The following is a 25,068-nucleotide window of genomic DNA, read 5'->3' as shown; positions in this document are numbered from 1 at the left end:
GGCCGTGCAGTTCGCCCCGCCCCGGCCCGCCGGGGCGCACGTCGCGTTCCGGCGGGGGATGCGGCGCGTCGGACGCGCACCGCTGCCCCGACGGGCGGTGATCGGGATGCCGGCGGACCCCACGGCGGCCGATGTCACCCGCGTCCTCGGTCGCGCCGGTGCCCGTCGTGCGGCGCAGGAGCGCGACCTCCCGCTCGACCCGCGGATGTTCGAGGAGCCCGAGCCGACGCTGGCCGAGCTCGCGACGGCCCGGTTCGGACCGGCCGTCACCGCCCGTCTGGTCGAACCCCTCTGCGCGAGCGTCTACTCGCAGAGCGCGGGAGCGGTCACCCTCTCGGCGCTGAACCCGGCCCTCTGGCAGCGATTCCGCGAGCTCGGGTCGCTGACCGCCGCCGTCGACACCCTCGCGCCGCAGGCCCGTGCGGGCTCCGCTGTGCGCGGCGTCGAAGGGGGCCTCTGGCGCCTCGCCGCCGAGCTCGAGATCGCGGCCCTCCGCGCGGGCGCCGTCATCCGCACCGGTGCGCCCGTCCACGGGATCCGGCCGACGTCGGCGGGCGCCGAGGTCGTCCTCGACGGCGAGACGCTGACGGCGGGCGAGGTGGTCCTCGCGACCGGCCCCGTCTCCGCCGCGGGCCTGCTCGGCGTCACGGCGCCCGAGGCCGCTTCCGTCCGCCTGGTCGTTGCCGCCGTCGCGGCGGCTGCGCTCGATCGTCACCCGGTCGGGTCCGGTGTCATCGCCGCGCCCGACGTGCCCTCGGCCGCGAAGGCCCTCACCCACGTCGACGCGAAGTGGGAGTGGGCCGCGGCCGCCGTGCCCGCGGGCGTCCACGTCGTCCGGCTGTCCGCTCGGGATGCCGGCGCCGCTGGGCTCGACACCCCCGCCGAGGTCGCGGCGGCCGTCCGCACCCTCACGGGCGTCGCTGTCAACCCCGCTGACGTGCGGGAGGTCGTGCCGGTCTCCTGGTCGGATGCGGTCGTGACGCCGGAGGTGCAGGCCGCCGTCCGCGCCGCCGCTGCTTCGCGCGGCATCCGTCTGATCGGGGCGGTCGCCGCCGGTACCGGCCTCGCCTCGGTCATCCCTCACGCTCGCGCCCTCGCGGCGGAGTTGCTGTCCCACCCCACCCCCTCCGAAGGAGTACGTCATGTCCGCTGACGATGTGTCAGCCCCCGGCCTCGGCTACACGCTCTTCGCGATCCTCGCCGGCCCCCGTCCGCGCGCCGCCGCCTCCACGGCGGACATCGACACGCTGCGAGCGGTCGTCGACGCGCTGCCCGCCGCCGAGGTGACCCTCCGCGGGTTCTACGACGTCACCGGGATGCGCGCCGAGGCCGACCTCATGGTCTGGCTGCACGGCGAGGACCCGGCCGCCCTCCAGAAAGCCCTCCGCGAACTCCGCCGCACCCCCGTGCTCGCGGCCTTCACGAACGTGTGGAGCGCGATGGGCGTGCACCGCGAGGCCGAGTTCAACAAGCGGCACGTCCCCGGCTACCTGCGCGGCGAGCACCCCCGCGGCTGGCTCTGCGTGTACCCGTTCGTCCGCAGCTACGAGTGGTACCTGCTGCCCGAGGACGAGCGCTCGCGCATGCTCGTCGAGCACGGCCGCAAGGGCGCCGCCTTCCGCGACGTCGTGGCGAACACCGTGTCGACGTTCGGCCTGAGCGACTACGAGTGGCTGCTGCCGCTCGAGAGCGACGACCCGATCAGCCTCGTCGACATGATGCGCGAGCTGCGGGCGACCGACGCACGGCGTCACGTGCGCGAGGAGGTGCCGTTCTACACCGGGCGGCGCGTGGAGATCGACGAACTGGCGGAGGTGCTCTCATGAGCGCGCAGAACATCGGGTCCCCGGGCGCGGAGTTCCGTCCCAAGCCGCCCCGCGCATCGGGAGTGGTCGTCGCCGACGGCTGCGTCATCCCGAACGCGACCGAGGGCACGTGCGCCGGTGAGCCCCACGCCACCGTCCCCGTCGCCTACGACGGCATCCTCCTCCTCGGCTTCGGCGGTCCCGAAGGCCAGGACGACGTGATCCCGTTCCTGCGGAACGTCACGGCGGGTCGCGGCATCCCCGACGAACGCCTCGAGGAGGTCGCGCACCACTACCGCCACTTCGGCGGGGTGTCGCCCATCAACGAGCACAACCGCGAACTGAAGGCCGCTCTCGACGCCGAGCTCTCCGCACGGGGATTCGACCTGCCGGTCTACTGGGGCAACCGCAACTGGATGCCGTACGTCACCGACGCGATCGACGCGGCCGTCGCGGACGGGCGGCGGAAGCTCCTGGCGATCGCGACGAGCGCGTACAGCTCGTACTCGTCGTGCCGGCAGTACCGCGAGGACCTTGCGGACGCCGTCGAGGCCACCGGACACCAGACCGACATCCAGATCGACAAGGTGCGCCAGTTCTTCGATCATCCCGGGTTCGTCGCGCCCTTCGTCGACGGCATCCGTGCGGGCATCGCCGAACTCGCCGAGCGCGGGATCACCGACCTCGAGAACGAGGTGGAGATCCTGTTCTCGACGCACTCCATCCCCACCTCCGACGCCGACCGCTCCGGCCCGCCCGAGCGCGGCTTCGGCCCCGGCGGCGCGTACGTCGCGCAGCACCTCGCGGTCGGCGAGGAGATCATCTCGCGGCTCGGGTTCCCGGGCGCGTGGCAGCTCGTCTTCCAGAGCCGGTCCGGCCCGCCGCAGGTGCCGTGGCTCGAGCCCGACATCAACGACGCGATGCAGGAGCTGCCGGACCGTGGCCGCAAGGCCGTGCTCATCGTGCCGCTCGGGTTCGTGAGCGACCACATGGAGGTCATGTGGGACCTCGACACCGAGGCGATGGAGACGGCGGAAGAGCTCGGACTCGTCGCGGTCCGCACCGCGACCCCCAGCACCCACCCCGACTACGTCGCGGGTCTCGTCGACCTCGTCGAGGAGCGCCTGAAGGGCACCCCCGCCGCGGAGCGCCCCGCCGTCACCGACCTCGGTCCCTGGTACGACGTGTGCCGTCCGGGATGCTGCGAGAACAAGCGACTCGGCTTCCAGCCCGCGCTGTCGGGTGTGGCGCCGTGAGCGCCCCCCTGCGCCTCGGCACCCGCGCGAGCCTGCTGGCGACGACCCAGTCGCAGCATGTGGCGGATGCCGTGGCCGCGGCATCCGGGCGGGACGTCGAACTCGTCCCCATCACCAGTGAGGGCGACGTCCTCACCGGGCCGCTCGCCCAGATGGGCGGCACCGGCGTGTTCGCGACGGCGCTGCGGGACGCACTTCTGCGGGACGAGTGCGACTTCCTCGTGCACTCGATGAAGGACCTGCCGACCACGCCGTACCCCGGCATCGTCGTGGGCGCCGTCCCCGTGCGGGCATCCCAGCGCGACATCCTCCACTCGCGCGACGGCCTCGCCCTCGATGAGCTCCCGGCCGGCGCGCGCGTCGGCACCGGTTCGCCGCGTCGTGTCGCCCAGGTGCGGGCGCGCCGACCCGACCTCGTGGTCGAGGGCATCCGCGGCAACGTTGACAGCCGGCTCCGCAAAGTCGCCGACGGGCAGTACGACGCGATCGTCCTCGCCGAGGCGGGGCTCCGTCGCATCGGCCGCGACAGCGCCATCACCGAGGTGCTCGACTGGCCGACCTCGGCCGCCCAGGGGGCGCTCGCCGTCGAGATCCGCGACGGCGACACCGTCGTGGCGGACGCCGTCGGCCGTATCGAGCACGCCGACACCGCTCTGGCCGCCCACCTCGAGCGCGCCGTGCTGCGCCGTCTCGAGGCGGGGTGCGCCGCGCCCGTCGCGATCGACGCGGAGCGCCACGGCGACGTCGTGACGCTCGTCGCGCACGTCTACGCCGAGGACGGTTCGCGGTCGGTCGCCGCCTCGCGCCGCCTCGATCCGCACGTCGACGTCGACGCGGCCGCGGCGGACGTCGTCGCCGAGCTCCTCGAGGGCGGTGCCGCCGACCTCGCCGACCTCGCGGGGACCTCCCGATGACCTCGGGAGGACTCCGCGGTACCCGGGTCCTCGTCCCCCGGGGCGGGGCCTGGGGTGACCGCGTCGCGGCCGACCTGCACGCCCGTGGCGCGGACGCCGTCGTCGCACCGCTCATCTCCTCCGCCGCCCCGCGCGACACCGCCGCACGCGACCGCGCCTTCGCCGCCCTGTCGGCCGGGGCGTACGCCTGGCTGTTCGTCACCAGCGCCGCGAGCGTCGAGCAGCTGCGGCAGCACGGGGTGAGGATCCCCGACACCACCCGGATCGCCGCCGTCGGCAGGGCCACCGCGCGCGCCGTGACCGAGGCCGGGTGGGAGGTCGACTTCGTCCCCGCCGGGGCGTCCTCGGCCGCGGCCCTCGCCGCCCAGTGGTGCGCCGACCGGGATCCCGCCGCGACCGGGCGTTCGCTCGTCGTGCGGAGCGACCTCGCCCAGGCCGTCGTCAGCGACGAGCTCGAGGTGCGCGGCTTCGCCGTCGACGTCTGCATCGCCTACCGGACCGTCGGCGTCGACCTCGAACCGGAGGTCGCGGACGCGCTCCGCTCCGGCGGCATCGACGTCGTGCTGCTCACCTCGCTGAGCGTCGGCAGGGAGCTGCGCCGTCAGGTCGGGCGGCTCCCGGCATCCACCCTCGTCGCCTCGATCGGACCGGGGACGTCGCGCGACGCGGCCGTCCTCGGATTCACGGTCGGGCACACCGCACAGACCCAGAGCATCGACGCGCTGATCGCCGAGCTCGACGCCCACCTCCCCGTCAAGGAGTCGCCATGACCTCGTTCCCCACCCGTCGCCTGCGCCGTCTGCGCGGCACGCCGGCGCTCCGCCGCCTCGCCGCCGAGCACCACCTCGTGCCCTCGCAGCTCGTGCTGCCGGTCTTCGTCAAGGAGGGCATCACCGAGGCGCAGCCGATCGCGAGCATGCCGGGGGTGTCGCAGCATCCGCTCGACGCGATCGCCGACGTCGTCGACGAGGCGGCGGCCGCAGGCCTCGGCGGGATCATGCTCTTCGGCGTCCCCGCCGTCCGCGACGCGGTCGGCAGCGGCGCCACGGATCCGGACGGGATCCTCAACCGCGCGATCGCGGTCGCCGCGCGCGCGGCCGCCGGACGCCTCACGGTGCAGGCCGACCTCTGCCTCGACGAGTTCACCGATCACGGGCACTGCGGGTTGCTGGCCGCCGACGGCTCGGTCGACAACGACGCGACCCTCGAGGCCTACGCCGAGATGGGTGTCGCGCAGGCGCGCGCCGGCGCCGACGTGCTGGGACTGTCGGGGATGATGGACGGCCAGGTGGCCGCGGTCCGCGCGGGATTGGATGCCGCGGGCTTCGCGCACGTCGCGATCCTCGCCTACTCGGCGAAGTACGCCTCGGCGTTCTACGGTCCCTTCCGCGACGCCGTCGAGTCGACCCTCCAGGGCGACCGCCGGACCTACCAGATGGACCCCGCGAACGCGCGCGAAGGTGTCGAGGAGGCGCTCGTCGACATCGCCGAGGGTGCCGACGTCGTCATGGTCAAGCCCGCCATGCCCTACCTCGACGTGCTCGCCCGGGTCTCGGACCGCTCGAACGTGCCGGTCTGGGCGTACCAGGTGTCGGGGGAGTACGCGATGATCGAGCACGCGTCCGCTGCCGGTCTCATCGACCGCGAGCGCGCCATCGGCGAGAGCCTGCTCGGCATCCGCCGTGCCGGCGCCGACGTCATCCTCACCTACTGGGCCGTCGAGGTCGCGCACTGGCTGCGCGCCGGGAAGGAACTCGCATGAGCCGCAATCAGGATCTGTTCGACCGCGCCCGCGGAGTGATCCCCGGCGGTGTCGACTCACCGGTCCGCGCCTACGGGTCGGTCGGCGGGACCCCCCGGTTCATGGTGTCGGCGCAGGGCGCCTACGTGACGGATGCCGACGGTCGCGACTACGTCGACCTCGTCGCCAGCTGGGGGCCCGCCCTGCTGGGTCACTCGCACCCTGCCGTGATCGACGCGGTGGTGCAGGCCGCCCGGCGCGGGCTCTCGTTCGGAGCGCCGACGGCGGCCGAGACCGAGCTCGCCGAGGAGATCCGCTCGCGCGTCCCCGCCGCCGAGAAGATCCGGCTCGTCTCCACCGGCACCGAGGCGACGATGACGGCGATTCGTCTCGCCCGCGCCGCCACCGGGCGCGACCTGCTCATCAAGTTCGCCGGGCACTACCACGGGCACTCCGACGGCCTGCTCGCGCAGGCCGGCTCGGGCCTCGCGACCCTCGCCCTGCCAGGGTCCGCGGGCGTGCCTGCGCCCATCGCCGCGCAGACCCTCGTCATCGGCTACAACGACCGCGCCGCCGTCGAAGAGGTGTTCCGCGCGCACGAGGGCCGGATCGCCGCGATCATCACCGAGGCCGCCGGCGCCAACATGGGCGTCGTCCCGCCCGCGCCGGGCTTCACGGCGTTCCTCTCCGAGATCGCCCATCGGAACGGCGCGCTCCTCATCAGTGATGAGGTGCTCACCGGGTTCCGCTCGTCGCGCTCGGGGTACGCGGGCGTGCTGGAGGCGGCGGGGGAGCACGTCGTGCCCGACCTCATCGCCTTCGGCAAGGTCATCGGCGGCGGCCTCCCCGTCGCCGCGGTCGCCGGTCGCGCCGAGATCATGGACCTCCTCGCGCCCACCGGTCCCGTCTACCAGGCGGGCACGCTGTCGGGGAACCCGGTCGCCGTCGCCGCGGGCCTCGCGACCCTCACGCACGCCGACGACGCGGTGTACCGCACGCTCGACGCCGTCGCGCACACCGTCGCGGACGCGGCATCCGCTGCTCTGACGGATGCCGGGGTGCCCCACGTCGTGCAGTGGGCGGGGACCCTCTTCAGCATCTTCTTCGGCGAGTCCGTCGGGAACGGCGTGCCCGACTACGCGACAGCGACGTCGCAGGATGCCGACGCCTACGGTCGCTTCTTCCACGCGATGCTCGAGGGCGGCGTGTCGCTGCCGCCGTCGGCGTTCGAGGCGTGGTTCGTCACGGCCGCGCATGACGACGCCGCGATCAGCCGGATCGTCGAGGCGCTGCCGGCCGCCGCGAAGGCCGCGGCCGGCTGAGCGGCGGGACGGGGCGCCGGTAGGCTGGAACCCATGCCCGTCACCCTCCTCGGAGCCGCCGAGATCCGCGCCCTTGCCGCCGACCTCGACGTCACCCCGACCAAGAAGCTCGGGCAGAACTTCGTCGTCGATGCGAACACGGTGCGCAAGATCGTCACTGCCGCGCGGGTCACCTCCGCCGACCGCGTCGTCGAGGTGGGGCCGGGCCTCGGGTCGCTGACCCTCGCGATCCTCGAGACCGGCGCGCCGGTGACCGCCGTCGAGATCGACCACCGCCTCGCCGAACGCCTGCCCGCCACCGCGGCGGCGCACGGCGTGCCCGACGGTGCGCTCACCGTCGTCGCCGAGGACGCCCTGCGCGTGAGCGAGCTCCCCGGCGACCCCGACGTCCTCGTCGCGAACCTGCCGTACAACGTGAGCGTTCCCGTGCTCCTGCACTTCATGGAGCACTTCCCGACCATCCAGCGCGGCGTCGTCATGGTGCAGGCCGAGGTCGGCGAACGCCTCGCGGCGCCCTCCGGCTCGAAGGTCTACGGCGCCCCGAGCGTCAAGGCCGCCTGGTACGGCACCTGGCGTCTCGCCGGCACCGTCTCGCGTCAGGTGTTCTGGCCGGTCCCCAACGTCGACAGCGTCCTCGTCGGATTCGAACGCGACACCGATGCCCGCGGCACCGAGGAGGAGCGACTCCGCACCTTCGCCATCGTCGACGCCGCGTTCCAGCAGCGTCGCAAGATGCTCCGCCAGGCCCTCTCCGGCGTCCTCGGCGGTTCCTCCGCGGCGGCCAGCGACGTGCTCGCGCGCGCCGGCGTGGCACCCACCGCGCGCGGCGAGGAACTCACGATCGAGGACTTCGTCCGCATCGCCCGCGCCTGAGCCGGCGGCATCCGGTCGCGAGGTCTTCGCGCGTCGTTCACCGCGCGTTCCCGAAACATGCCGGTAACATTTCGGAGCAAGGCGGGGGTACCCGAGCCTCCGCACCGACGGAAGAAGTGACCATGCGCCGCGCCGAGCATCCGGCCGCCGAACGGATCCTGCTCCACCTCAGTGACACGCACCTGCGCGGTCCCGGCCCCCGCCTGTTCGACAGTGTCGACGGCGAGGCCTCGCTCACCGCCGCCCTCCGGGCCATCGAGTCCAGCGGCATCGCCCCCGACGCCGTCGTCTTCACCGGCGACCTCGTCGACCTCGGCGAGGTCGCCGCGTACGACGCGATCCGCGCGCTCGTCGAGCCCTTCGCCGAGCGCTTGGGCGCCCGCCTGCTCTGGGTCATGGGCAACCACGACGACCGGGGCGCGTTCCGTTCCCGACTGCTCGACGACACCCCTGCCGACCCGACGGCGCCCTACGACCGCGTCGACGAGCTCGACGGCCTCCGCATCGTGACGCTCGACACGAGCGTGCCCGGCCACCACCACGGCGAGCTCTCCGCCGCCCAGCTGCGCTGGCTGCGGAATGTCCTCGCCACCCCGGCGCCGCTCGGCACCGTGCTGGCGATGCACCACCCGCCCGTCCCGAGCGTGCTGCCGCTCGCAGCGAGCGTCGAGCTCCGCGACCAGCGCCGCCTCGTCGAGGTCGTGCGCGGCACGGACGTGCGCGCGATCATCGCCGGCCACCTGCACTACTCGACGTTCGCGACCTTCGCCGGCATCCCCGTCTCGGTCGCCTCGTCGACGTGCTACGCGCAGGACCTCACGGTCCCGGTCGGCGGCACGCGGCCGCAGGACGGCGCCCAGGCGTACAACATGGTGCACGTCTACGACGACACCGTCGTCCACTCGGTGGTCCCGATCGACGCCTCCGCGCCGCTCGAGTACATCGACCCGGACGAGGCTCAGCGCCGCCTGCGGGAAGCCGGTGTCAGCGGGTCGGTCACGCGTGCAGCTCGACCGGGCGTGCCGGCGTTGCACTGACGGCCGGGTCCTCCCACGGCGCACGGATCGGGAAGAGGCGCTCGAGCAGCCCCGTGACGGCCCGCACCCGGACGGGCTCGGGCACCTCGTGGTCGCCGCCGTCGTTGAGGCAGAACATGTCGACGTCGCCGCGCTCGGCGAGCTTCTCCATGCGCCGCAGCGACGCCGCCTGCGTGGTCTGGAAGTACCGCACCCGCGGCGCCGTCGAGGCGATCGCCCGGCCGGTGAACTGCGCGTAGTAGTGGTACAGGCAGTTGGTCACCGAGACGTCGGTCGCGGAACGGAAGCGGGATGCCGCCGTCCGCCGGATCTCCTCGGGAAACTCCCGCTCGAGCTCGAACATCACAGAGCGGCGAAGGGGCGCGGCGCAGTGCTCGAGGTCGCGGACGATCGTGCGGCCGAAGCGCTCCTGCAGCAGTTCGCGGTTCAGGCGCAGCGCGTTGTCGTGCCCGCTGCGGGCGACGCGGCGCGGTCCCGTGCCGATGCGGACGTCGCACTCGACGAACGACGAGACGCCGGCGGGGGAGAAGAAGAGCTCCGGGGAGAGCGGCCGCCCGAAGAACATGTCGTCGTTGGAGTAGAGGAAGTGCTCCGACAGGCCTTCGATGCGATGCAGCTGCGCCTCGACGGCGTGTGAGTTGTGCGTCGGGAGCACGGCGGGGTCCTCGAAGAACTCCTCGCTGCGGACGATCGTCACCTTGGGGTGGTCGAGCAGCCACGCCGGGGCGGGGGAGTCGGTCGCGATGAAGATGCGACGCACCCAGGGCGCGTACATGTGGACGCTCCGCAGTGCGTAGCGCAGCTCGTCGACGTGGCGGTAGCGGGCGGGACCGTCGTCGCCGTCGCCGACGACGTACTCGGAGAGCTGCGCGGCGCGCTGACGCTGGAACTCCGACGACGACCCGTCGACCCAGGAGAACACCATGTCGATCTCATGCGTGACGTCGCCCGGGTGCGGGTCGAACATCCCGTCCAGGGTCTGCCACGTGCGCCCGTAGCGCTCCACCGTGGCTGGTTCGACGTCCTCGGCGGCGAACACGCGACGCGTGAGGTCGTTCGCGTGGGGCGCTTCGACGAGCTCCTCGCCGAAGCGCCAGAACTCGACGCGCACGCCGTAGCCGGCGCCGTAGCGCAGCTCGCCGGCGACGCGCGGTCGGAACACCCGCACCGAGGCGGGACCCGAGGCGCGCAGGCGCAGCTCGCCGAACGGCACCGGCGTGCCCCCCTTCGCCTTCGCGTAGAGCGGCTCGGTGACGGCACGGTCCGAGAGCGCGGCGAGGGCGCGAGCCCGGTGGGCGAGGTCGACGACGAGGCCCGGCACCGAGCCCGAGTGACGGATGAGGAGGTGCGGGATGCCGGCATCCGCCAGCGTGTCGGCGATCAGCAGCAGGTCGTCGATGCGGGCCTGCTCGGGGGTGGTGTCGTCATGGCGCAGGTACAGCATGCCTCCGATGAGGACGATGTCCTCGCGCTCGAGGAGAGCGGTCCAGGAACCACCCTCGGTCGGCAGTGCAGTCAGTCGCGCCATATGTTCTCCCTTTGTGTGCGTCTCCGGTCGGGCAAGACTAGGTCTCCGTCGTTTCACCGACGTTTCGGGTGCCCATCGTCGATAGCCTGGGGGGATGACCGACTACGCGGACCGCTTCCCTCCGTCGCGCAACGGCGACACCCACCGCCCCTATCAGGCGGCATCCTCCCGCTACGATGCGGGGGCGTTCCGCCAGGTCGGCTCGAGCGGCCTGTATCTGCCGGCGATCTCGCTGGGACTGTGGTGGAACTTCGGGGACAACATCCCCTTCGACAACCAGCGTACTCTGCTTCGCCACGCCTTCGATCGGGGCGTCACCCACTTCGACCTGGCGAACAACTACGGCCCGCCGTTCGGGTCCGCCGAGACGAATTTCGGGCGCATGATGCGCGAGGACTTCGCGCCCTACCGTGACGAGATCCTCATCTCGTCGAAGGCCGGATACGACATGTGGCCGGGCCCCTACGGCAACAACGGCTCGCGGAAGTACCTCATCGCGAGCGCCGAGCAGTCGCTGAAGCGGATAGGCGTCGACTACGTCGACATCTTCTACTCGCACCGCGCCGACCCGGTGACTCCCCTCGAGGAGACGATCGGTGCCCTCGACACCCTCGTCCGGCAGGGCAAGGCGCTCTACGTCGGGATCTCGTCGTACAGCGCCGAGCGCACCGAGGAGGCGGTGGCCGTCGCGAAGGACCTCGGGACGCCGCTGGTCATCCACCAGCCCTCCTACTCGATCCTGAACCGTTGGGTCGAGGACGGTCTGACCGACTCGCTGCGCGCCGCCGGTATGGGCGCGATCGCGTTCACGCCGCTCGCGCAGGGCCTGCTGACCGACAAGTACCTCGGCGACGGCACGGCCGACCGGGCGCAGAGCCGATTCTCGCTGCCCGACGGGCAGCTCAACCAGAAGGCGCTCGACACCTTGCGCGGGCTCAACGACATCGCTCAGCAGCGCGGCCAGACGCTCGCGCAGATGGCGATCCAGTGGATCCTCCGCGACGATGTCGTGACGTCGGCGCTCATCGGAGCCTCGCGGCCCGAGCAGCTGGATCAGAACCTCGCCGCGACCGAGGGCGCCCCGTTCGACGACGACGAGCTCGCTCGTATCGACGCGCTCTCGGGTGCGATCGACGTCGACCTGTGGGCCGACTCGGCGAACGCGTGAACCTGAGCATCGACCCGGCCCGGCGCGTGCACGTGCGCGCGCCGGGCAAGCTCAACCTCTTCTTCGACGTGGGAGGCGTCGGCGACGACGGCTACCACGAGGTCGCATCGGTCTACCAGGCGGTGTCGCTGTTCGAGGACCTCTGGGCCTCGCATGGCGACGGCTTCCACCTCACCGTGACCGGCGACGTCGACGTGTCGGGCGTCCCGCTCGACGAGCGCAACCTCGCGCTCCGCGCGGCGCGCGCCGTGACCGAGGCGGTCGGCTGGGAGGGCGGCATCCGTCTGCAGATCCACAAGGGCGTCCCGGTGGCGGGCGGCATGGGCGGAGGGTCGGCGGATGCCGCCGCCGCCCTCGTCGCCGTCAACGAGCTGATCGACGCCGGCCTGTCGACCGCCGAGCTCCACGCGCTCGGCGCGCGACTCGGCGCGGACGTGCCTTTCGCGCTGCTGGGCGGCACCGCCGTCGGCACCGGGCGCGGCGACGAGCTCGCCCCGGCGCTCGGCCGCGGCCGCTTCGCGTGGGTGCTCGTCACCGACGGCGACGGGCTCTCGACCCCCGAGGTCTACGGCACCCTCGACCGGCTGCGCGAGACGGCCGACATCCGCCCCGGGCGCCTCATGCCGGAGGTCGATCCCGCGGTGCTGCGCGCCCTGCGGTCGGGGGATGCCGCGGCCCTGGCGGCCGTCATCCGCAACGACCTGCAGCTCGCCGCCGTGCACCTGCGCCCGGCACTGGCCGAGGTGCTCGACGCGGGCCTGACCGCCGGGGCCCTCGGCGGACTGGTCTCGGGTTCGGGCCCGACGGTCGCGTTCCTCGCGTCCGACGACGCGCACGCGGACGGGATCGCGGCCCACCTGGCCGAGCAGGGGCACACCTCCCACGCGGTCACGGGACCGGTCGCCGGCACGCGGATCCTCTGACGCGCGTCGGCGGCTCCCCGTAGCCTGGGACGCATGACCTCCCTCGGCGACGCCTTCCACTCCGCTCCGCTCGACGAGACCCTCCGCGCGGCGATCGAGGCCGACGGCCTCCGCATCGACCGCGTCGGCGACGACGACCGTGCCGCGTCGGACAGGTGGACGGATGCCGTGGCCCGCGGCTTCCTCGACGGCGAACGCAACGACCTGCAGCGCGGCGAGGCGTTCGCGCGCAGCCGCTACCGTCGCAAGATCGGTGTGTACGACCCCGGCGCCGTCCAGCCCGACGAGCCGGTCACGACGTTCGCGTCGTGGATCGCCGAGCTCACCCTGCCAGGCGGTGCCGCCATCCCGATGTGCGCAATCAGCGCCGTCACCGTCGCGCCCACGCACCGCCGCCGGCGTCTGCTCTCGCGGGTCATGGCGGGGGAGCTGCGCACCGCCGTGGTGCAGGGCGCGCCGATAGCGGGCCTGACGGTGAGCGAGTCGGGCATCTACGGCCGGTTCGGGTTCGCCCCCGCCGCGGCGTCGACCTCGTGGGAGATCCGGACGCGCCGCGCCGGGTGGATCGGTCCCGTCGCACCGGGCCGGCTCGACTACGTCACGCGCGAGCAGGCGAGGGATGCCGCCGCCGCGCTGCACGAGCGCACGCGGTTCGCCTCGCCCGGCGAGATCGCGATGCCGGGCGGGCACTGGGACCGCACATACGGCACGCGGCCCGACGCCGAGAAGGCGGAGCGACTCCGCGCCGTGCAGTACCGCTCGCCGGAGGGCGAGGTCGAGGGTGTCGCGCTGTACTCCGTCAGCGAGAACGACGACGACTGGTCCGCCTCGATCGCGACCGTCCATCAGCTCCTCGCGGTGACGGATGCCGCGTACGCGGGCCTCTGGCGCTTCCTCCTCTCGCTCGATCTCATCGGTACCGTCCGAGCCAGCGAGCTTTCGCTCGACGAGCCGCTCTGGTGGATGATCGCCGACCAGCGCGCCGCCCGCATCACCATCGCGGACCACCACTACCTGCGCATCCTCGACGTCCCGACGGTGCTCGCGGCCCGCGGGTACGACGTCGACGACGTGGTGGCGCTCGAGGTCACCGATCCGCTCGGAATCGCCGACGGCACGTTCGTCCTGTCGGCGGGGGCGGAGCCGGGCGTCGACGTGGTCGACGAGGCGCCCCTCGGCATCCCGCGGGCGACTCTGGGGATCGCAGAGCTGTCGGCGATCCTGCTCGGCGGCGTCTCGCCCGTGACGCTCGCGCGCGCGGGACGCATCGAGACGGACGATCCGCACCGCCTCGCCCGCGTGTTCGCCTCGACCACCACGCCGCGACTGAGCTTCTGGTACTGAGCAAGCACCCACCGCGCGCCGCGTAGCCTGGAGGCGATGGCACATCTTCTCGGGGCCGAGGCCCTGCACCTGGAGTACCCGACCAAGGTCGTCTTCGACGGCGTCTCGCTCGGTGTCGACGAGGGTGACCGCATCGGCATCGTCGGCCGCAACGGCGACGGCAAATCGAGTCTCATGGCGATGCTGGCGGGGCGGCGCGAGCCGGACTCCGGCCGCGTGACGGTGCGCGGCGGGGTGACGATCGGTGTGCTCGAGCAGACCGACGTGCTGCCCGACGACCTCACCGTGGGTCGCGCGGTGGTCGGCGACGGACCCGAGCACGAGTGGGCCGGCGACCCGCGGGTGCGCGACGTCATCGCGGGTCTCCTCTCGGACCTCGACTGGGATGCCGCCATCGGCACGCTCTCGGGCGGTCAGCGCCGTCGTGTCGCCCTCGCGCAGTTGCTCACCGGTGACTGGGACGTCCTGGCGCTCGACGAACCCACGAACCATCTCGACGTCGAGGGCATCGCCTGGCTCGCCGAGCACCTGAAGCGACGGTGGTCGGCGGCCTCGGGTGCGCTCATGGTCGTCACCCACGACCGGTGGTTCCTCGACGAGGTCTGCACGAAGACGTGGGAGGTGCACGACCGCATCGTCGAGCCCTTCGACGGCGGCTACGCGGCCTACATCCTGCAGCGCGTCGAGCGCGACCGGCAGGCCGCCGCGGTCGAGGCGCGCCGGCAGAACCTCGCCCGCAAAGAGCTCGCCTGGCTGCGCCGGGGTGCCCCCGCGCGCACGAGCAAACCGAAGTTCCGCATCGACGCCGCCAACGAGCTCATCGCCGACGTCCCCGAGATCCGCGATCGTGTCTCGCTGCAATCGCTGGCCGTCGCACGGCTCGGCAAGGACGTCGTGGACCTGCTCGACGCGGGGGTCAGCTACGACGGCCGCGAGATCCTGCGCGACGTCGAGTGGCGCATCGCGCCGGGGGAGCGCACCGGCATCCTGGGTGTCAACGGCGCCGGCAAGTCGACGCTCCTGGGGCTCGTCTCCGGTGCCGTCCAGCCGACCGCCGGACGCGTCACGCACGGCAAGACGGTCAAGGTCGCCACCCTCACGCAGCGGATGGACGAGCTCGACCCGCATCTCGACGAGCCCGTCCGCGTCGTCGTCTCGCGCCTGCGGACGACGTACACGTTCGGGGCCGGGTCGAAGGCGCAGGAGCTCACGCCGGGTCAGCTGCTCGAGCGCATGGGCTTCTCGTCGGCTCAGCTCTCCACGCCGGTCAGAGATCTCTCCGGCGGGCAGAAGCGCCGACTCCAGCTCCTCCTGATCCTCCTCGACCAGCCGAACGTCCTCATTCTCGACGAGCCGACGAACGACCTCGACACCGACATGCTCGCCGCCATCGAAGACCTCCTCGACTCGTGGGCCGGCACCCTCATCGTCGTCTCGCACGACCGCTACTTCATGGAGCGCGTCACCGATCAGCAGTACGCCGTCATGGGCGGCACACTCCGGCACCTGCCCGGCGGCATCGAGGAGTACCTGCGCCTGCGCGCCGCCCAGCCGCAGGCGACGGGCGCGGCGCCCACCGCGGGACGTCAGGCGGATGCCGCGGCACCACCGGCATCCGCTCTCAGCGGAGCCGAGCGACGCGCGGCCGAGAAGGAGGCCGCGAGCCTCGAGCGACGTATCGCGAAGCTGAGCGACCAGATCGCGGCGGCGCGCACGGCGCTGGCCGATCACGACCAGGCCGACTACGTCGGGCTCGGCGAGAAGATGCAGCGCATCACCGCCATGGAGGCCGAGGTCGCCGAGGCCGAGGAGCGCTGGTTCGAGCTGAGCGAGCAGCTCGGCTGATCAGGCGGGCGGCGCCTCGCGCAGGCGGAGCCCGGTCGTGAACTCGCGCGGACGGCCCGACAGTGGGTCGACGAAGCGCAGTTCGCGTGCCAGCAGCTGCAGCGGGCGGTCGGGGTCGTCGGGTGCCTCGTCGAGCAGGTCGGGGTAGAACCGGTCGCCGAGGATGCCGAGACCGATCCCGGCGAGGTGCGACCGGAGCTGATGCATGCGCCCGGTCCGGGGATGCAGCCGCAGGTGCGCCCGGTCGGCAGTGACCCGGATCGCCTCGACGCGCGTCTCGGCGTTCGGCTCACGGTCCTCGCGCACGATCGCCCGCAGGCTCCCGCGGGAGCTCGTGAGGTGCGAACGGATGACGAGGGGGAGCTCCGGCATCCCGCCGGCGGGGACGGCGGTGACGGCCTCGTAGACCTTGTCGACGGCCCGGTCGGCGAACAGGGTCTGGTAAGCGCCGCGGGTCGCGGGGCGCACGGAGAACATGACGAGACCGGCGGTGGCACGGTCGAGGCGGTGGATCGGCGTCAGATCCGGGTTATCGAACCGCTGTCGCAGTCGGACGAGCGCCGAATTGCGCAGGAAGCCGCCGCCGGGCGTCGTCGGGAGGAAGTGCGGCTTGTCCACGACGAGCAGATCGTCGTCGAGGTGGCGCACCGTCACCTCGTACGGGATGTCGGGCTCGTCGGGCGGCTCCCGGTAGTACCAGATGAAGTCCTCCGCACCGAGCGGGGTCTCCCGCGTGAGCCGCGTGCCGTCGAAGGCGACCACCTCGCCCCGGTCGAAGCGGCTGAGGAGGATCTCGGGGTCGATGTGCGCGAACCGGCCCGTCACGTAGTCCGCGATGGTCGCCCAGGGCCCGGTCCGCGGCACGCGCAGACGCGTGGGACCGACCCCGTCACGGACGGGAAGGGGTGCGCGCATCGCCATCGCGGATCAGACGTCGAATCCGAGGCTCAGCTTGCGCAGGAGCGCGGCGAGCCGGTCCCGGTCGGCGCGCGAGAGCTGGCCGAGGAGTTCGGCCTCGGCGTCGACGAGGCGGGTGATCGCAGCATCCACCCGATTGCGGCCCTCCTCGGTGAGGGTGACCAGCACGCCGCGGCCGTCACCGGGGTCGGCCGCGCGCACGACGAGGCGGCGGTCGACGAGCCGGTCGATACGGTTGGTCATCGTGCCGCTCGAGACGAGCGTCTGCTGCAGCAACTGCTTGGGGCTGAGGGTGTACGGCTCGCCCGCGCGGCGGAGAGCCGACAGCACGTCCCACTCCCACGGCTCCAGGTCGCTGCGGTGGAAGGCCTCGCGACGGGCGCGGTCGAGGTGGCGCGACAGCCGGTCCACCCGCGAGAGCACCTCGAGCGGCGAGAAGTCCAGATCGGGTCGCTGCGCTATCCAGGCGCTCACGATCCGGTCGACCTCGTCGTGTTCGGGAGCCATCCCCTCATCATCGCAGAGCGGCTGCGGCGCCCGTGTCCGAGGCGGCCGCCCGCACTCGCATGGCAGACTTGTCGGGCGGCCCCCGGACCCCGGAGCGCCGCGGTCCGCCGTGGTGTAATGGCAGCACGACAGCCTTTGGAGCTGTGAGGTCTAGGTTCGAGTCCTGGCGGCGGAGCATGACCGAGAACTCGTTGGACTCCGGCCTCGCCGTCGTCATCCTCGCCGCCGGGCAGGGGACGCGGATGAAGTCCTCACTCCCGAAGGTGCTGCACCGCATCAGCGGCCGTCCGCTCGTCGGACACGTGCTGGACACCGCGCGCGACCTCGCCCCGGCGCACGTCGTCGTGGTCGTCCGTCACGAGCGCGACCAGGTCGCGGCGGCCGTCCTCGGTGTCGCTCCCGAGGTCGTCGTGGTCGACCAGGACGAGATCCCCGGCACCGGCCGCGCCGTCGAGATCGCCCTCGACGCCCTCGTCGGCTTCGAGGGCGACGTCCTGGTGCTGAGCGGAGACTGCCCCCTCGCCGACGCCGACACCCTCGGTGCCTTCGTGTCCGAGCACCGCACCGCGCAGGCCGACGCGACCCTCATGACCGCCGTCGTCGACGATCCCACCGGGTACGGCCGCATCATCCGCGAGAGCGACGGCAGCGTGGCGCGCATCGTCGAGCAGAAGGATGCCTCGCCCGATGAAGCAGCCGTCAGCGAGGTCAACGCGGGGATGTACGTCTTCGCCGCCGCCTCGCTCCGCGAGCACCTGCCGCAGGTGGGGACGGCGAACGCGCAGAACGAGAAGTACCTCACCGACACCGTCGCGCTGCTGCGCCGCGCGGGGCGGCGGGTCGCGGCATCCGTCGCGAAGGACCCGACCGTCACCTACGGCGTGAATGACCGCGTGCAGCTGTCCGAGGTGGGCCGACTGCTGAACGCGCGGACCGTCCGTCGCTGGCAGCTCGCGGGGGTCACCGTCCTCGATCCCGCCACGACGTGGATCGACGTCACGGCGACCCTCGCGCCCGACGTGACCGTCCTCCCCAACACCCACATCCTGCGCGCGACGAGCATCGCCGAGGGCGCGACCGTCGGCCCCGACACGAGCCTCGTCGACTGCGAGGTCGGGCGCGGCGCGACCGTCACCCGCACCGACGCGACCCTCGCCGTCATCGGCGCGGAGGCGACCGTGGGACCCTTCGCTTACGTCCGGCCCGGCACCGAGCTGGGGGAGCGCGGCAAGATCGGCACGTTCGTCGAGACGAAGAACTCCACGATCGGCGAGGGCAGCAAGGTCCCGCACCTCTCGTACGTCGGCGACACGACGATCGGCCGCAACGTCAACCTCGGCGCGGGCGCCATCACCGCCAACTACGACGACCTCACGAAGCACCGCACCGAGATCGCCGACGAGGTGCACGCCGGCTCGCACAACGTGTTCGTCGCGCCCGTTAGGATCGGTGAAGGCGCGAAGACGGGTGCGGGAGCCGTGATCCGCAAGGATGTTCCGGCCGGCGCCCTCGCGCTCAGCATCGCCCCCCAGCGGAACGTCGCCGGGTGGGTCGAGAACAATCGACCGGGAACGGGAGCGGCAGAAGCCGCCGCTCGCGCCCGGTCCGCACAGGAAGCTGGCGATGGGTCGCAAGAAGCAGCAGACGGTTGACCTCGATACCGAGCGCGGGATCGCCCCGGGCCTGGTGGCCAAGACCAAGAAGCGGCTCGTCGTCGCCTCGGGTCGCTCCCACGAGGAGCTCTCCGCCGAGGTCGCCACAGCGCTCGGCACCCAGCTCGTGCCGACCGAGCACCGCACGTTCGCCTCGGGGGAGATCCTCACGCGCTTCGAGGTGTCGATCCGCGGCTGCGACTTCTTCCTGATCCAGAGCTTCGGGCCGCCGGTCAACGAGTGGCTGATGGAGACGCTCATCATGCTGGATGCCGCCAAGCGCGCATCCGCAAAGCGGATCACCGTCGTCGCGCCGTACTTCCCCTACTCCCGTCAGGACAAGAAGGGTCGCGGGCGTGAGCCGATCAGCGCCCGCCTCGTCGCCGACCTGTTCAAGACGGCCGGCGCCGACCGCGTCATGAGCGTCGACCTGCACGCCGCGCAGATCCAGGGCTTCTTCGACGGTCCCGTCGACCACCTGTTCGCCAAGCCCGTGCTGCTGGAGTACTTCCAGAACACGCTGTCGGCCGAGGACCGCGCCAAGCTCACGGTCGTCTCGCCTGACACCGGCCGCGTGCGCGTCGCCGACACCTGGTCCGATAGCCTGGGCGCACCGCTCGCCATCATCCACAAGCGGCGCGACCCGAACGTCGCCAACCAGGTCACGGTCAACGAGATCGTCGGTCAGGTCGAGGGCCGGGTCTGCCTGCTCGTCGACGACATGATTGACACCGGCGGCACGATCGTCAAGGCGGCCCAGGCGCTCAAGGCCAACGGGGCGGAGCGTGTCATCGTCGCGGCGACGCACGCGATCTTCAGCGACCCCGCCGCCGAGCGGCTGCAGGACCCCTCGATCGATGAGGTGGTCGTCACCGACACCGTACCGCTGCCCCCCGAGAAGCGCTTCCCGGCCCTCACGATCCTCCCGATCGCGCCGCTGCTGGCCCGCGCCATCCGCGAGGTCTTCGAGGACGGTTCGGTCACGAGCATGTTCGACGGCGCCGCCTGAGGAACGACTCCCTTCAGTTCGCAGGAGATCCATAGACTCCTGCAAGGATCGCCCTCTCGGGGCCCGCTTTCCTGAGTTCATCGCTCCGCGCCCTCGACCGGGCGGGCACGACAGAAGGAGGACCTCTCATGATCCGCACCACCGCCGTACCCCGACCGATCCGCGTCGGCGCCGCCGCCGCATCCGTCGCAGGGCTCGCCCTGCTGGCCGGGTGCGCCGGCCAGACGACCGATGAGGGGACGTCCTCGCAGCCGCCGGCCTCGGCCGACGCGGGCTCGTCCTCCGGGACGTACACCGACGGCACGTACACGGCCGAGGGAACCTACCAGACGCCCGAGACCGTCGAGAAGATCAGCGTCACGCTGACGCTCGAGTCGAACACGGTCACCGCCGTCGAGGTGACCGGCGACCCGCAGGCCCGCGAGACCGAGCAGTACCAGAGCGAGTTCATCGGCGGCATCAAGGACGAGGTCGTCGGGAAGAACCTCGACGACCTGTCCGTCGACCGGGTGGGCGGCTCGTCCCTCACCAGCGGCGGCTTCAACGCGGCGGTGGCCGAGATCCGGACCGAAGCCGCATCATGACCTCCGCCGGCCCGCTCGTCCACTCGTGGACGTTCGAGGCGATCGGCACCGTCTGGCGGATCGACACCGCCGACCCCCTGGATGATGGCGTCCGTGAGGAGATCACGGACGCCATCGCCGTGTTCGACGGCGAGTGGTCCCGCTTCCGCGTGGACTCGCTCGTGCGGCGGCTGGGAAAGAGCGGCGGCATGGTCCCCGCGCCCGCCGACGCCGGGCCGATGCTCGACGCCTACGACGCGCTCGATTCCGCCACCTCGGGCGCCGTGAACCCGCTCGTCGGGGAGAGCCTCGCGCGCCGCGGGTACGACGCCGAATACTCCCTGGTCGACCGGGGCGCCGTCGCTGCGCCGCAGGACTGGCGGGCGATCGTGGACTGGTCGGACGCCGTCCTCCGCCTGGCGGAGCCCGCCGTCCTCGACGTGGGTGCCCTCGGGAAGGGACGCCTCGTCGACCTCGTCATTGCCAGGATCCCCGAAGGCGTCGCCGTCGTCGATGCGGGCGGCGACATCGCGGTCCGCGGCGCGACCCAGCGGATCGCGCTGGAGCACCCCTACGACACGTCCCGCGCGATCGGGGTGTGGCAGGTGACGGATGCCGCCCTCTGCGCCTCGGCGGTCAACCGCCGCGCGTGGGGCGACGGGCTGCATCACGTCCTCGACGCGCGCACCGGTGAGCCGGTGCGCGCCCACGCCGCGACCTGGGCGGTGGCGTCCGATGCCATGACGGCGGATGCGGTCGCGACGGCGTTGTTCTTCGACGGCGGTCCCCGGCTGGCCGCAGAATGGGGAGTCGCCTGGGTGCGCATGCGCACCGACGGCTCCGTCGAATGGTCCCCCCGATGCGAAGCGGAGTTGTTCTCGTGATCTCATCCCTCAGTGCCGCCTGGAGTCGCGTGTTCGGCGTCCTCGGCAGGTTGTCCATGTACCGCCTCGTGCTCTTCGCGCTCTCGGCGCTGGCCGTGATCACCCTGGCGGTGTCCCTCGCGGGCGGGGTGTCGGTGGCCCCGCTGGAGTTCGTCGTCACGCTCGCCGTGCTGGCCCTCTCGATCGCCCTCGTCGACGCCGTCGCCCAGCGCATCGTCCGCCGACCGTGGCGGATCGAATCCGCCCTCATCACGGCGCTGATCCTCGTGTTCGTCCTGCGCCCCACCCTCGAGCCGCTGCCGCTCGTCGGCGTCGCCGTCGCAGGCGCTCTCGCCTCGGCATCCAAGTACGTGCTCGCCTGGCAGGGTCGGCACATCTTCAATCCGGCCGCGGTCGGCGCGACGGCCCTCACGATCATCAGCATCTGGGCGCCCGACCTCGGGTCGGCGGCGTGGTGGGTCGGCAACCCGCTGCTCGCCCTGCCGGTACTGCTCCTCGGGCTGGTCGTGCTCGTGCGCACCGAGAAGGTGCGGGTCATCGGCCTGTTCCTCGTCGTCGCGGTCGCGGTCGCGCTGGTGCGCACGATCGTGCAGGCCCAGTCGGCGGGGTTCGCCCTCGACCCGGGGATGACGTTCTCGGCGATCGTCCTGTCATCGCCGTTCCTGTTCCTCGGCGCGTTCATGCTCTCGGAGCCGCTCACCCTGCCGCCGCGCCGCTGGCAGCAGTTCGTCGTGGCGGCCGTCGTCGGTGTGCTCGCCGGGTGGCCGATCTCCCTCGGCGAGATCACCCTCGGCCAGGAGCGCGCTCTCCTCGTCGGGAACCTCGTCGCCTTCGTCTTCGCGATGCGTACGGCCGTGCGGCTGACGATCGTCGAACGCACCCCGCTCACACCGAGCGTGCGCGAGTACAGCTTCCGCGCCGAGCGCCCGGTCCGCTTCGCCCCGGGGCAGTACCTCGAGCTCGAGGTTCCCCACGCGCACCCCGACTCCCGAGGGACCCGGCGCGAGTTCAGCATCCTCTCGTCCCCGGCCGAGCTGCCGCTCGTGAAGATCGCGATGCGCGAAGGATCGCAGTCCAGCTACAAGAAGGCGCTCGCCACGGTCGAGCCCGGCGACGAACTCGCGATCACGGGGATCTGGGGCGACTTCGTCCTGCCGCGCCGCGCCGACGCGCCCGTGCTGATGGTGGCGGCGGGCATCGGCGTGACCCCGTTCGTGTCCCAGCTGCGTCACCTGCGCCTCACGCAGGAGCGACGCGACGTCATCTTCGTCTACGTCGCCTCGGCCAGCGAGGAACTCGCGTTCCGGGACGACCTCGAGGCCGCCGGCATCCCGGTCATCGTCGTCACGCGCGACGAACCCGCGGACCTTCCGGTGGGCTGGACGTGGGCGGGCGGTTCGCGTCTCGACGCCGACGGGCTGTTGCGCCTGGTTCCCGACATCGACCGCCGTCACGCCTACGTGTCGGGCCCGCCGGCGCTGATCGCGACCCTCACCCCGGCCCTCGAGCGGGCGAAGTCGATCACGACGGACGCGTTCAGCGGTTACTGAGCGGGGGAGTCGGGGCGGGCGGGCATCCGCACCTCGAAGGTCGTCGAGCCGGGATCGGAGGCCACGGCGATACGGCCGCCGTGGCCCTCGACGATCGCCTTGACGATCGAGAGCCCGAGCCCCGTGCCGCCGGTCTGGCGCGCGCGGGACGAGTCGGCGCGAGAGAACCGCTCGAACAGGTCGCCGACGACGGTGGGGTCGATGCCGGGCCCGTCGTCGTGGATGCGCAGGACCGCGTCGCCGTCCTCCGACGCCACGGTCGTCGTCACGCGGGTGCCGGCGGGGGTGTGGACCCGCGCGTTGGCGAGCAGGTTCGCCGCCACCTGGTGCAGCCGTCCGGCGTCGCCGGCGACGATGACGGGCTCGTCGGGCACCTCCAGCACCCACTCGTGGTCGGTACCGGCCACCCGCGCGTCCGAGACGGCTTCCACAGCGAGGCGGGTGAGATCGACGGCGCTGTAGACGAGCTCGGTGCCCTCGTCGAGGCGAGCGAGCAGCAGCAGATCCTCGACGAGGGCCGTCATGCGCAGCGACTGCGCCTGGATGCGTTCCAGCGACTCCCGGGTGGTGTCGGCGACGACACCGGCGGCCGTGTTCCCGCTCGCTTCGGCGTGACGGATGCCGCGCAGCGAGAGCTCGGAATACCCCCGGATCGAGGCGAGGGGAGTGCGCAGTTCGTGGCTCGCATCCGCGACGAACGCGCGCATGCGCTCCTCGTTGCGCTGGCGCGCGGCGAGGGAGGTCTCCACGTGGTCGAGCAGGGTGTTCAGGGCGTGCCCCACCTGACCGACTTCGGTGTGGGTGTCGGTGTCCTCGTCGGGAACGCGCTCGGTGATCGTGACGGCACCCTCCGCCAGGGGCTGCGCCGCGACCCGAGAGGCGGTCGATGCGACGGAGCGCAGGGGTGCGAGGGCGCTGCGGATCAGGAGCGCGATGACCGCGGCGAGCACGAGCAGGCCGCCGGTGGTGAGGAGGGCGACGGTGGTGACGATGCGGGCGCTGACGCTCGTGACCTCCGAGGTCGGCAGCCCGAAGATGCTGGAGTACGGGCCGATCCGCAGCCGGTAGTCCCCGAGACCCGCAACCGTGGCGTCGGCCCAGTCGTTGCCGTCCGGGGCGCTGATCTGGATGTCGCGGGTGTCGAGGGTCCGGACGCCGCCCTCCGCATCGATGTACGCGGCGGTGGGGCCTGCGAGGTTGTTCACGACCAGCAGGGTGCCCCGCTCCGGGCGGGGGCTCGCTTCGAGGATCTGGTCGGCGCGGTGGGTGTAGTCGAGTGCGATCGAGTCCTGCACCCCGGTGACCTTCGCGTCGAGGTTCTCACGCAGGATCGACTCGAGCACCGTACCGGTGCCGAGTCCGACGGTGATGAGGATGACCGAAACGAACGACACGACCGCCGTGATCAGCCGCGCCTGCAGGCTCCAGCGGTGCCGACGGCGACGACGGGACGTCGTGCTCACTGGCTCGCTTTGATCATGTAGCCGACGCCGCGGACCGTGTGGATGAGCGGATCCTTGCCGGCGTCGATCTTCTTGCGCAGGTAGGAGATGTAGAGCTCGACGACGCTCGAGCGGCCGCCGAAGTCGTAGTTCCAGACGCGGTCGAGGATCTGCGCCTTCGAGAGCACGCGGCGCTGGTTGCGCATGAGGTAGCGCAGCAGCTCGAACTCGGTCGCGGTGAGCTCGATCTCGTCGTCGCCGCGGAAGACCTCGTGCGAGTCCTCGTTGAGCGTGAGGTCGCCGACGCGCAGGATCGGGTCGGCGGCGCCGGCGGATGCCCCGGCGCGGCGCATCAGCCCCCGCAGCCGCGCGACGACCTCCTCGAGGCTGAACGGCTTCGTCACGTAGTCGTCACCACCGGCGGTGAGCCCGGCGACACGGTCGCTGACGGAGTCCTTCGCGGTGAGGAAGAGCACCGGCACGTCGTCGCCGCCCTGGCGCAGACGCTGCAGCACTGACATCCCGTCGAGGTCGGGCATCATGATGTCGAGCACCATCGCATCGGGGGCGAACTCCCGCGCGGCGGTCAGGGCGTCGAAGCCGGAACCGGCGGTACGCACCTCCCAGCCCTCCATCCGTAGGGCCATCGAGAGCAGGTCGGTCAGCATCTGCTCGTCGTCGACGACGAGGACGCGCAGGGGGGAGCCGTCGGGGCGCTGGAGTACAGGGGCAGGCATGGTCATGACTCCATTCTCATGACCTTCCTATGACCGCGCTATGCCCCGGC

The 25,068-nt window shown here is 72.2% G+C and carries 23 protein-coding genes and 1 tRNA gene; 19 read left to right on the top strand and 5 right to left on the bottom strand.

What is annotated here, in order from left to right; genetic code table 11:
* The 9 genes from NH287_RS00625 to NH287_RS00585 all read left to right on the top strand — a co-directional run.
* Positions 1–1,153 (top strand): NAD(P)/FAD-dependent oxidoreductase (locus tag NH287_RS00625; protein WP_253034045.1); only part of this gene is annotated, 1,153 nt, incomplete at its 5' end.
* Positions 1,143–1,826: a hydrogen peroxide-dependent heme synthase gene (gene hemQ / locus NH287_RS00620; RefSeq protein ID WP_253034044.1), complete on the top strand. Its 684-nt coding sequence runs from the start codon at positions 1,143–1,145 to the stop codon at positions 1,824–1,826. The genes NH287_RS00625 and hemQ, both read left to right, overlap by 11 nt.
* Positions 1,823–3,061 (top strand): ferrochelatase, encoded by a 1,239-nt coding sequence (locus NH287_RS00615; protein ID WP_253034043.1) that lies wholly within the window; start codon positions 1,823–1,825, stop codon positions 3,059–3,061. Before hemQ ends, NH287_RS00615 begins: the two co-directional genes overlap by 4 nt.
* Positions 3,058–3,975, top strand: coding sequence for a hydroxymethylbilane synthase (hemC, locus tag NH287_RS00610; protein WP_253034042.1), 918 nt, complete (start codon positions 3,058–3,060; stop codon positions 3,973–3,975). The genes NH287_RS00615 and hemC overlap by 4 nt, the downstream gene beginning before the upstream one ends.
* On the top strand, positions 3,972–4,745 hold the full coding sequence (locus NH287_RS00605; RefSeq protein WP_253034041.1) for a uroporphyrinogen-III synthase: 774 nt from the start codon (positions 3,972–3,974) through the stop codon (positions 4,743–4,745). The genes hemC and NH287_RS00605 overlap by 4 nt, the downstream gene beginning before the upstream one ends.
* On the top strand, positions 4,742–5,737 hold the full coding sequence (gene hemB / locus NH287_RS00600) for a porphobilinogen synthase (RefSeq protein WP_253034040.1): 996 nt from the start codon (positions 4,742–4,744) through the stop codon (positions 5,735–5,737). The genes NH287_RS00605 and hemB overlap by 4 nt, the downstream gene beginning before the upstream one ends.
* On the top strand, positions 5,734–7,038 hold the full coding sequence (hemL, locus tag NH287_RS00595) for a glutamate-1-semialdehyde 2,1-aminomutase (protein ID WP_253034039.1): 1,305 nt from the start codon (positions 5,734–5,736) through the stop codon (positions 7,036–7,038). The genes hemB and hemL overlap by 4 nt, the downstream gene beginning before the upstream one ends.
* A gap of 33 nt (positions 7,039–7,071) precedes the next feature.
* On the top strand, positions 7,072–7,911 hold the full coding sequence (rsmA, locus tag NH287_RS00590) for a 16S rRNA (adenine(1518)-N(6)/adenine(1519)-N(6))-dimethyltransferase RsmA (protein WP_253034038.1): 840 nt from the start codon (positions 7,072–7,074) through the stop codon (positions 7,909–7,911).
* A gap of 122 nt (positions 7,912–8,033) precedes the next feature.
* Positions 8,034–8,948 carry a phosphodiesterase gene (locus tag NH287_RS00585; protein ID WP_253034037.1) on the top strand — a complete coding sequence of 305 codons (915 nt, stop codon included), beginning with the start codon at positions 8,034–8,036 and terminating at the stop codon, positions 8,946–8,948.
* On the opposite strand, the gene NH287_RS00580 is transcribed toward NH287_RS00585, so the two are convergent.
* Positions 8,908–10,476, bottom strand: coding sequence for a stealth conserved region 3 domain-containing protein (locus NH287_RS00580; RefSeq protein ID WP_253034036.1), 1,569 nt, complete (start codon positions 10,474–10,476; stop codon positions 8,908–8,910). The genes NH287_RS00585 and NH287_RS00580 overlap by 41 nt on opposite strands.
* Positions 10,477–10,570: 94 nt before the next feature.
* Between NH287_RS00580 and mgrA the strand changes: the two genes are divergently transcribed.
* From mgrA to NH287_RS00560, 4 genes are read left to right on the top strand one after another with little or no spacing between them, the layout of a single operon-like run.
* The gene (gene mgrA, locus NH287_RS00575; RefSeq protein WP_253034035.1) at positions 10,571–11,644 is read left to right on the top strand and encodes an L-glyceraldehyde 3-phosphate reductase; all 1,074 of its coding nucleotides are present in this window, start codon (positions 10,571–10,573) and stop codon (positions 11,642–11,644) included.
* Positions 11,641–12,567 carry a 4-(cytidine 5'-diphospho)-2-C-methyl-D-erythritol kinase gene (locus NH287_RS00570; RefSeq protein WP_253034034.1) on the top strand — a complete coding sequence of 309 codons (927 nt, stop codon included), beginning with the start codon at positions 11,641–11,643 and terminating at the stop codon, positions 12,565–12,567. Before mgrA ends, NH287_RS00570 begins: the two co-directional genes overlap by 4 nt.
* A 33-nt stretch (positions 12,568–12,600) precedes the next feature.
* Positions 12,601–13,911 (top strand): GNAT family N-acetyltransferase, encoded by a 1,311-nt coding sequence (locus NH287_RS00565; RefSeq protein ID WP_253034033.1) that lies wholly within the window; start codon positions 12,601–12,603, stop codon positions 13,909–13,911.
* Positions 13,912–13,947: 36 nt separating this feature from the next.
* Positions 13,948–15,756: an ABC-F family ATP-binding cassette domain-containing protein gene (locus tag NH287_RS00560; protein ID WP_253034032.1), complete on the top strand. Its 1,809-nt coding sequence runs from the start codon at positions 13,948–13,950 to the stop codon at positions 15,754–15,756.
* Here the strand turns inward: NH287_RS00560 and NH287_RS00555 are convergent, their stop codons facing one another.
* Positions 15,757–16,671 (bottom strand): pseudouridine synthase, encoded by a 915-nt coding sequence (locus tag NH287_RS00555; RefSeq protein WP_253034051.1) that lies wholly within the window; start codon positions 16,669–16,671, stop codon positions 15,757–15,759.
* A gap of 12 nt (positions 16,672–16,683) precedes the next feature.
* Complete coding sequence (locus NH287_RS00550) at positions 16,684–17,181, bottom strand: MarR family winged helix-turn-helix transcriptional regulator (protein WP_253034031.1); 498 nt, start codon at positions 17,179–17,181, stop codon at positions 16,684–16,686.
* A gap of 103 nt (positions 17,182–17,284) precedes the next feature.
* Between NH287_RS00550 and NH287_RS00545 the strand changes: the two genes are divergently transcribed.
* The 6 genes from NH287_RS00545 (at position 17,285) to NH287_RS00520 (ending at position 22,839) form a co-directional block, all read left to right on the top strand.
* Positions 17,285–17,356, top strand: a tRNA-Gln gene (locus NH287_RS00545).
* Between the two features lies 1 nt (position 17,357).
* A complete protein-coding gene (gene glmU / locus NH287_RS00540) occupies positions 17,358–18,833 on the top strand; it encodes a bifunctional UDP-N-acetylglucosamine diphosphorylase/glucosamine-1-phosphate N-acetyltransferase GlmU (RefSeq protein ID WP_253034030.1) in 1,476 nt (491 codons plus the stop codon).
* Positions 18,805–19,842 carry a ribose-phosphate diphosphokinase gene (locus NH287_RS00535; protein WP_253034029.1) on the top strand — a complete coding sequence of 346 codons (1,038 nt, stop codon included), beginning with the start codon at positions 18,805–18,807 and terminating at the stop codon, positions 19,840–19,842. Before glmU ends, NH287_RS00535 begins: the two co-directional genes overlap by 29 nt.
* Before the next feature lie 128 nt (positions 19,843–19,970).
* Positions 19,971–20,426: an FMN-binding protein gene (locus NH287_RS00530; RefSeq protein WP_253034028.1), complete on the top strand. Its 456-nt coding sequence runs from the start codon at positions 19,971–19,973 to the stop codon at positions 20,424–20,426.
* Complete coding sequence (locus NH287_RS00525; protein ID WP_253034027.1) at positions 20,423–21,289, top strand: FAD:protein FMN transferase; 867 nt, start codon at positions 20,423–20,425, stop codon at positions 21,287–21,289. The genes NH287_RS00530 and NH287_RS00525 overlap by 4 nt, the downstream gene beginning before the upstream one ends.
* Positions 21,286–22,839, top strand: a complete 1,554-nt coding sequence (locus tag NH287_RS00520) for a flavodoxin reductase (RefSeq protein WP_253034026.1) — start codon at positions 21,286–21,288, stop codon at positions 22,837–22,839. The genes NH287_RS00525 and NH287_RS00520 overlap by 4 nt, the downstream gene beginning before the upstream one ends.
* On the opposite strand, the gene NH287_RS00515 is transcribed toward NH287_RS00520, so the two are convergent.
* Positions 22,833–24,302 carry an ATP-binding protein gene (locus NH287_RS00515; RefSeq protein WP_253034025.1) on the bottom strand — a complete coding sequence of 490 codons (1,470 nt, stop codon included), beginning with the start codon at positions 24,300–24,302 and terminating at the stop codon, positions 22,833–22,835. The two genes, NH287_RS00520 and NH287_RS00515, sit on opposite strands and share 7 nt — an antisense overlap.
* The gene (locus NH287_RS00510) at positions 24,299–25,024 is read right to left on the bottom strand and encodes a response regulator transcription factor (RefSeq protein ID WP_217530405.1); all 726 of its coding nucleotides are present in this window, start codon (positions 25,022–25,024) and stop codon (positions 24,299–24,301) included. The genes NH287_RS00515 and NH287_RS00510 overlap by 4 nt, the downstream gene beginning before the upstream one ends.
* Between the last annotated feature and the right edge of the window lie 44 nt (positions 25,025–25,068).

Origin of the sequence: Microbacterium sp. CnD16-F (genome assembly GCF_024124465.1) — a bacterium.
In the GTDB taxonomy this organism is placed as follows: Bacteria; Actinomycetota; Actinomycetes; order Actinomycetales; family Microbacteriaceae; genus Microbacterium; species Microbacterium gawkjiense.
This window is presented reverse-complemented; position numbering and strand designations above follow the sequence as displayed.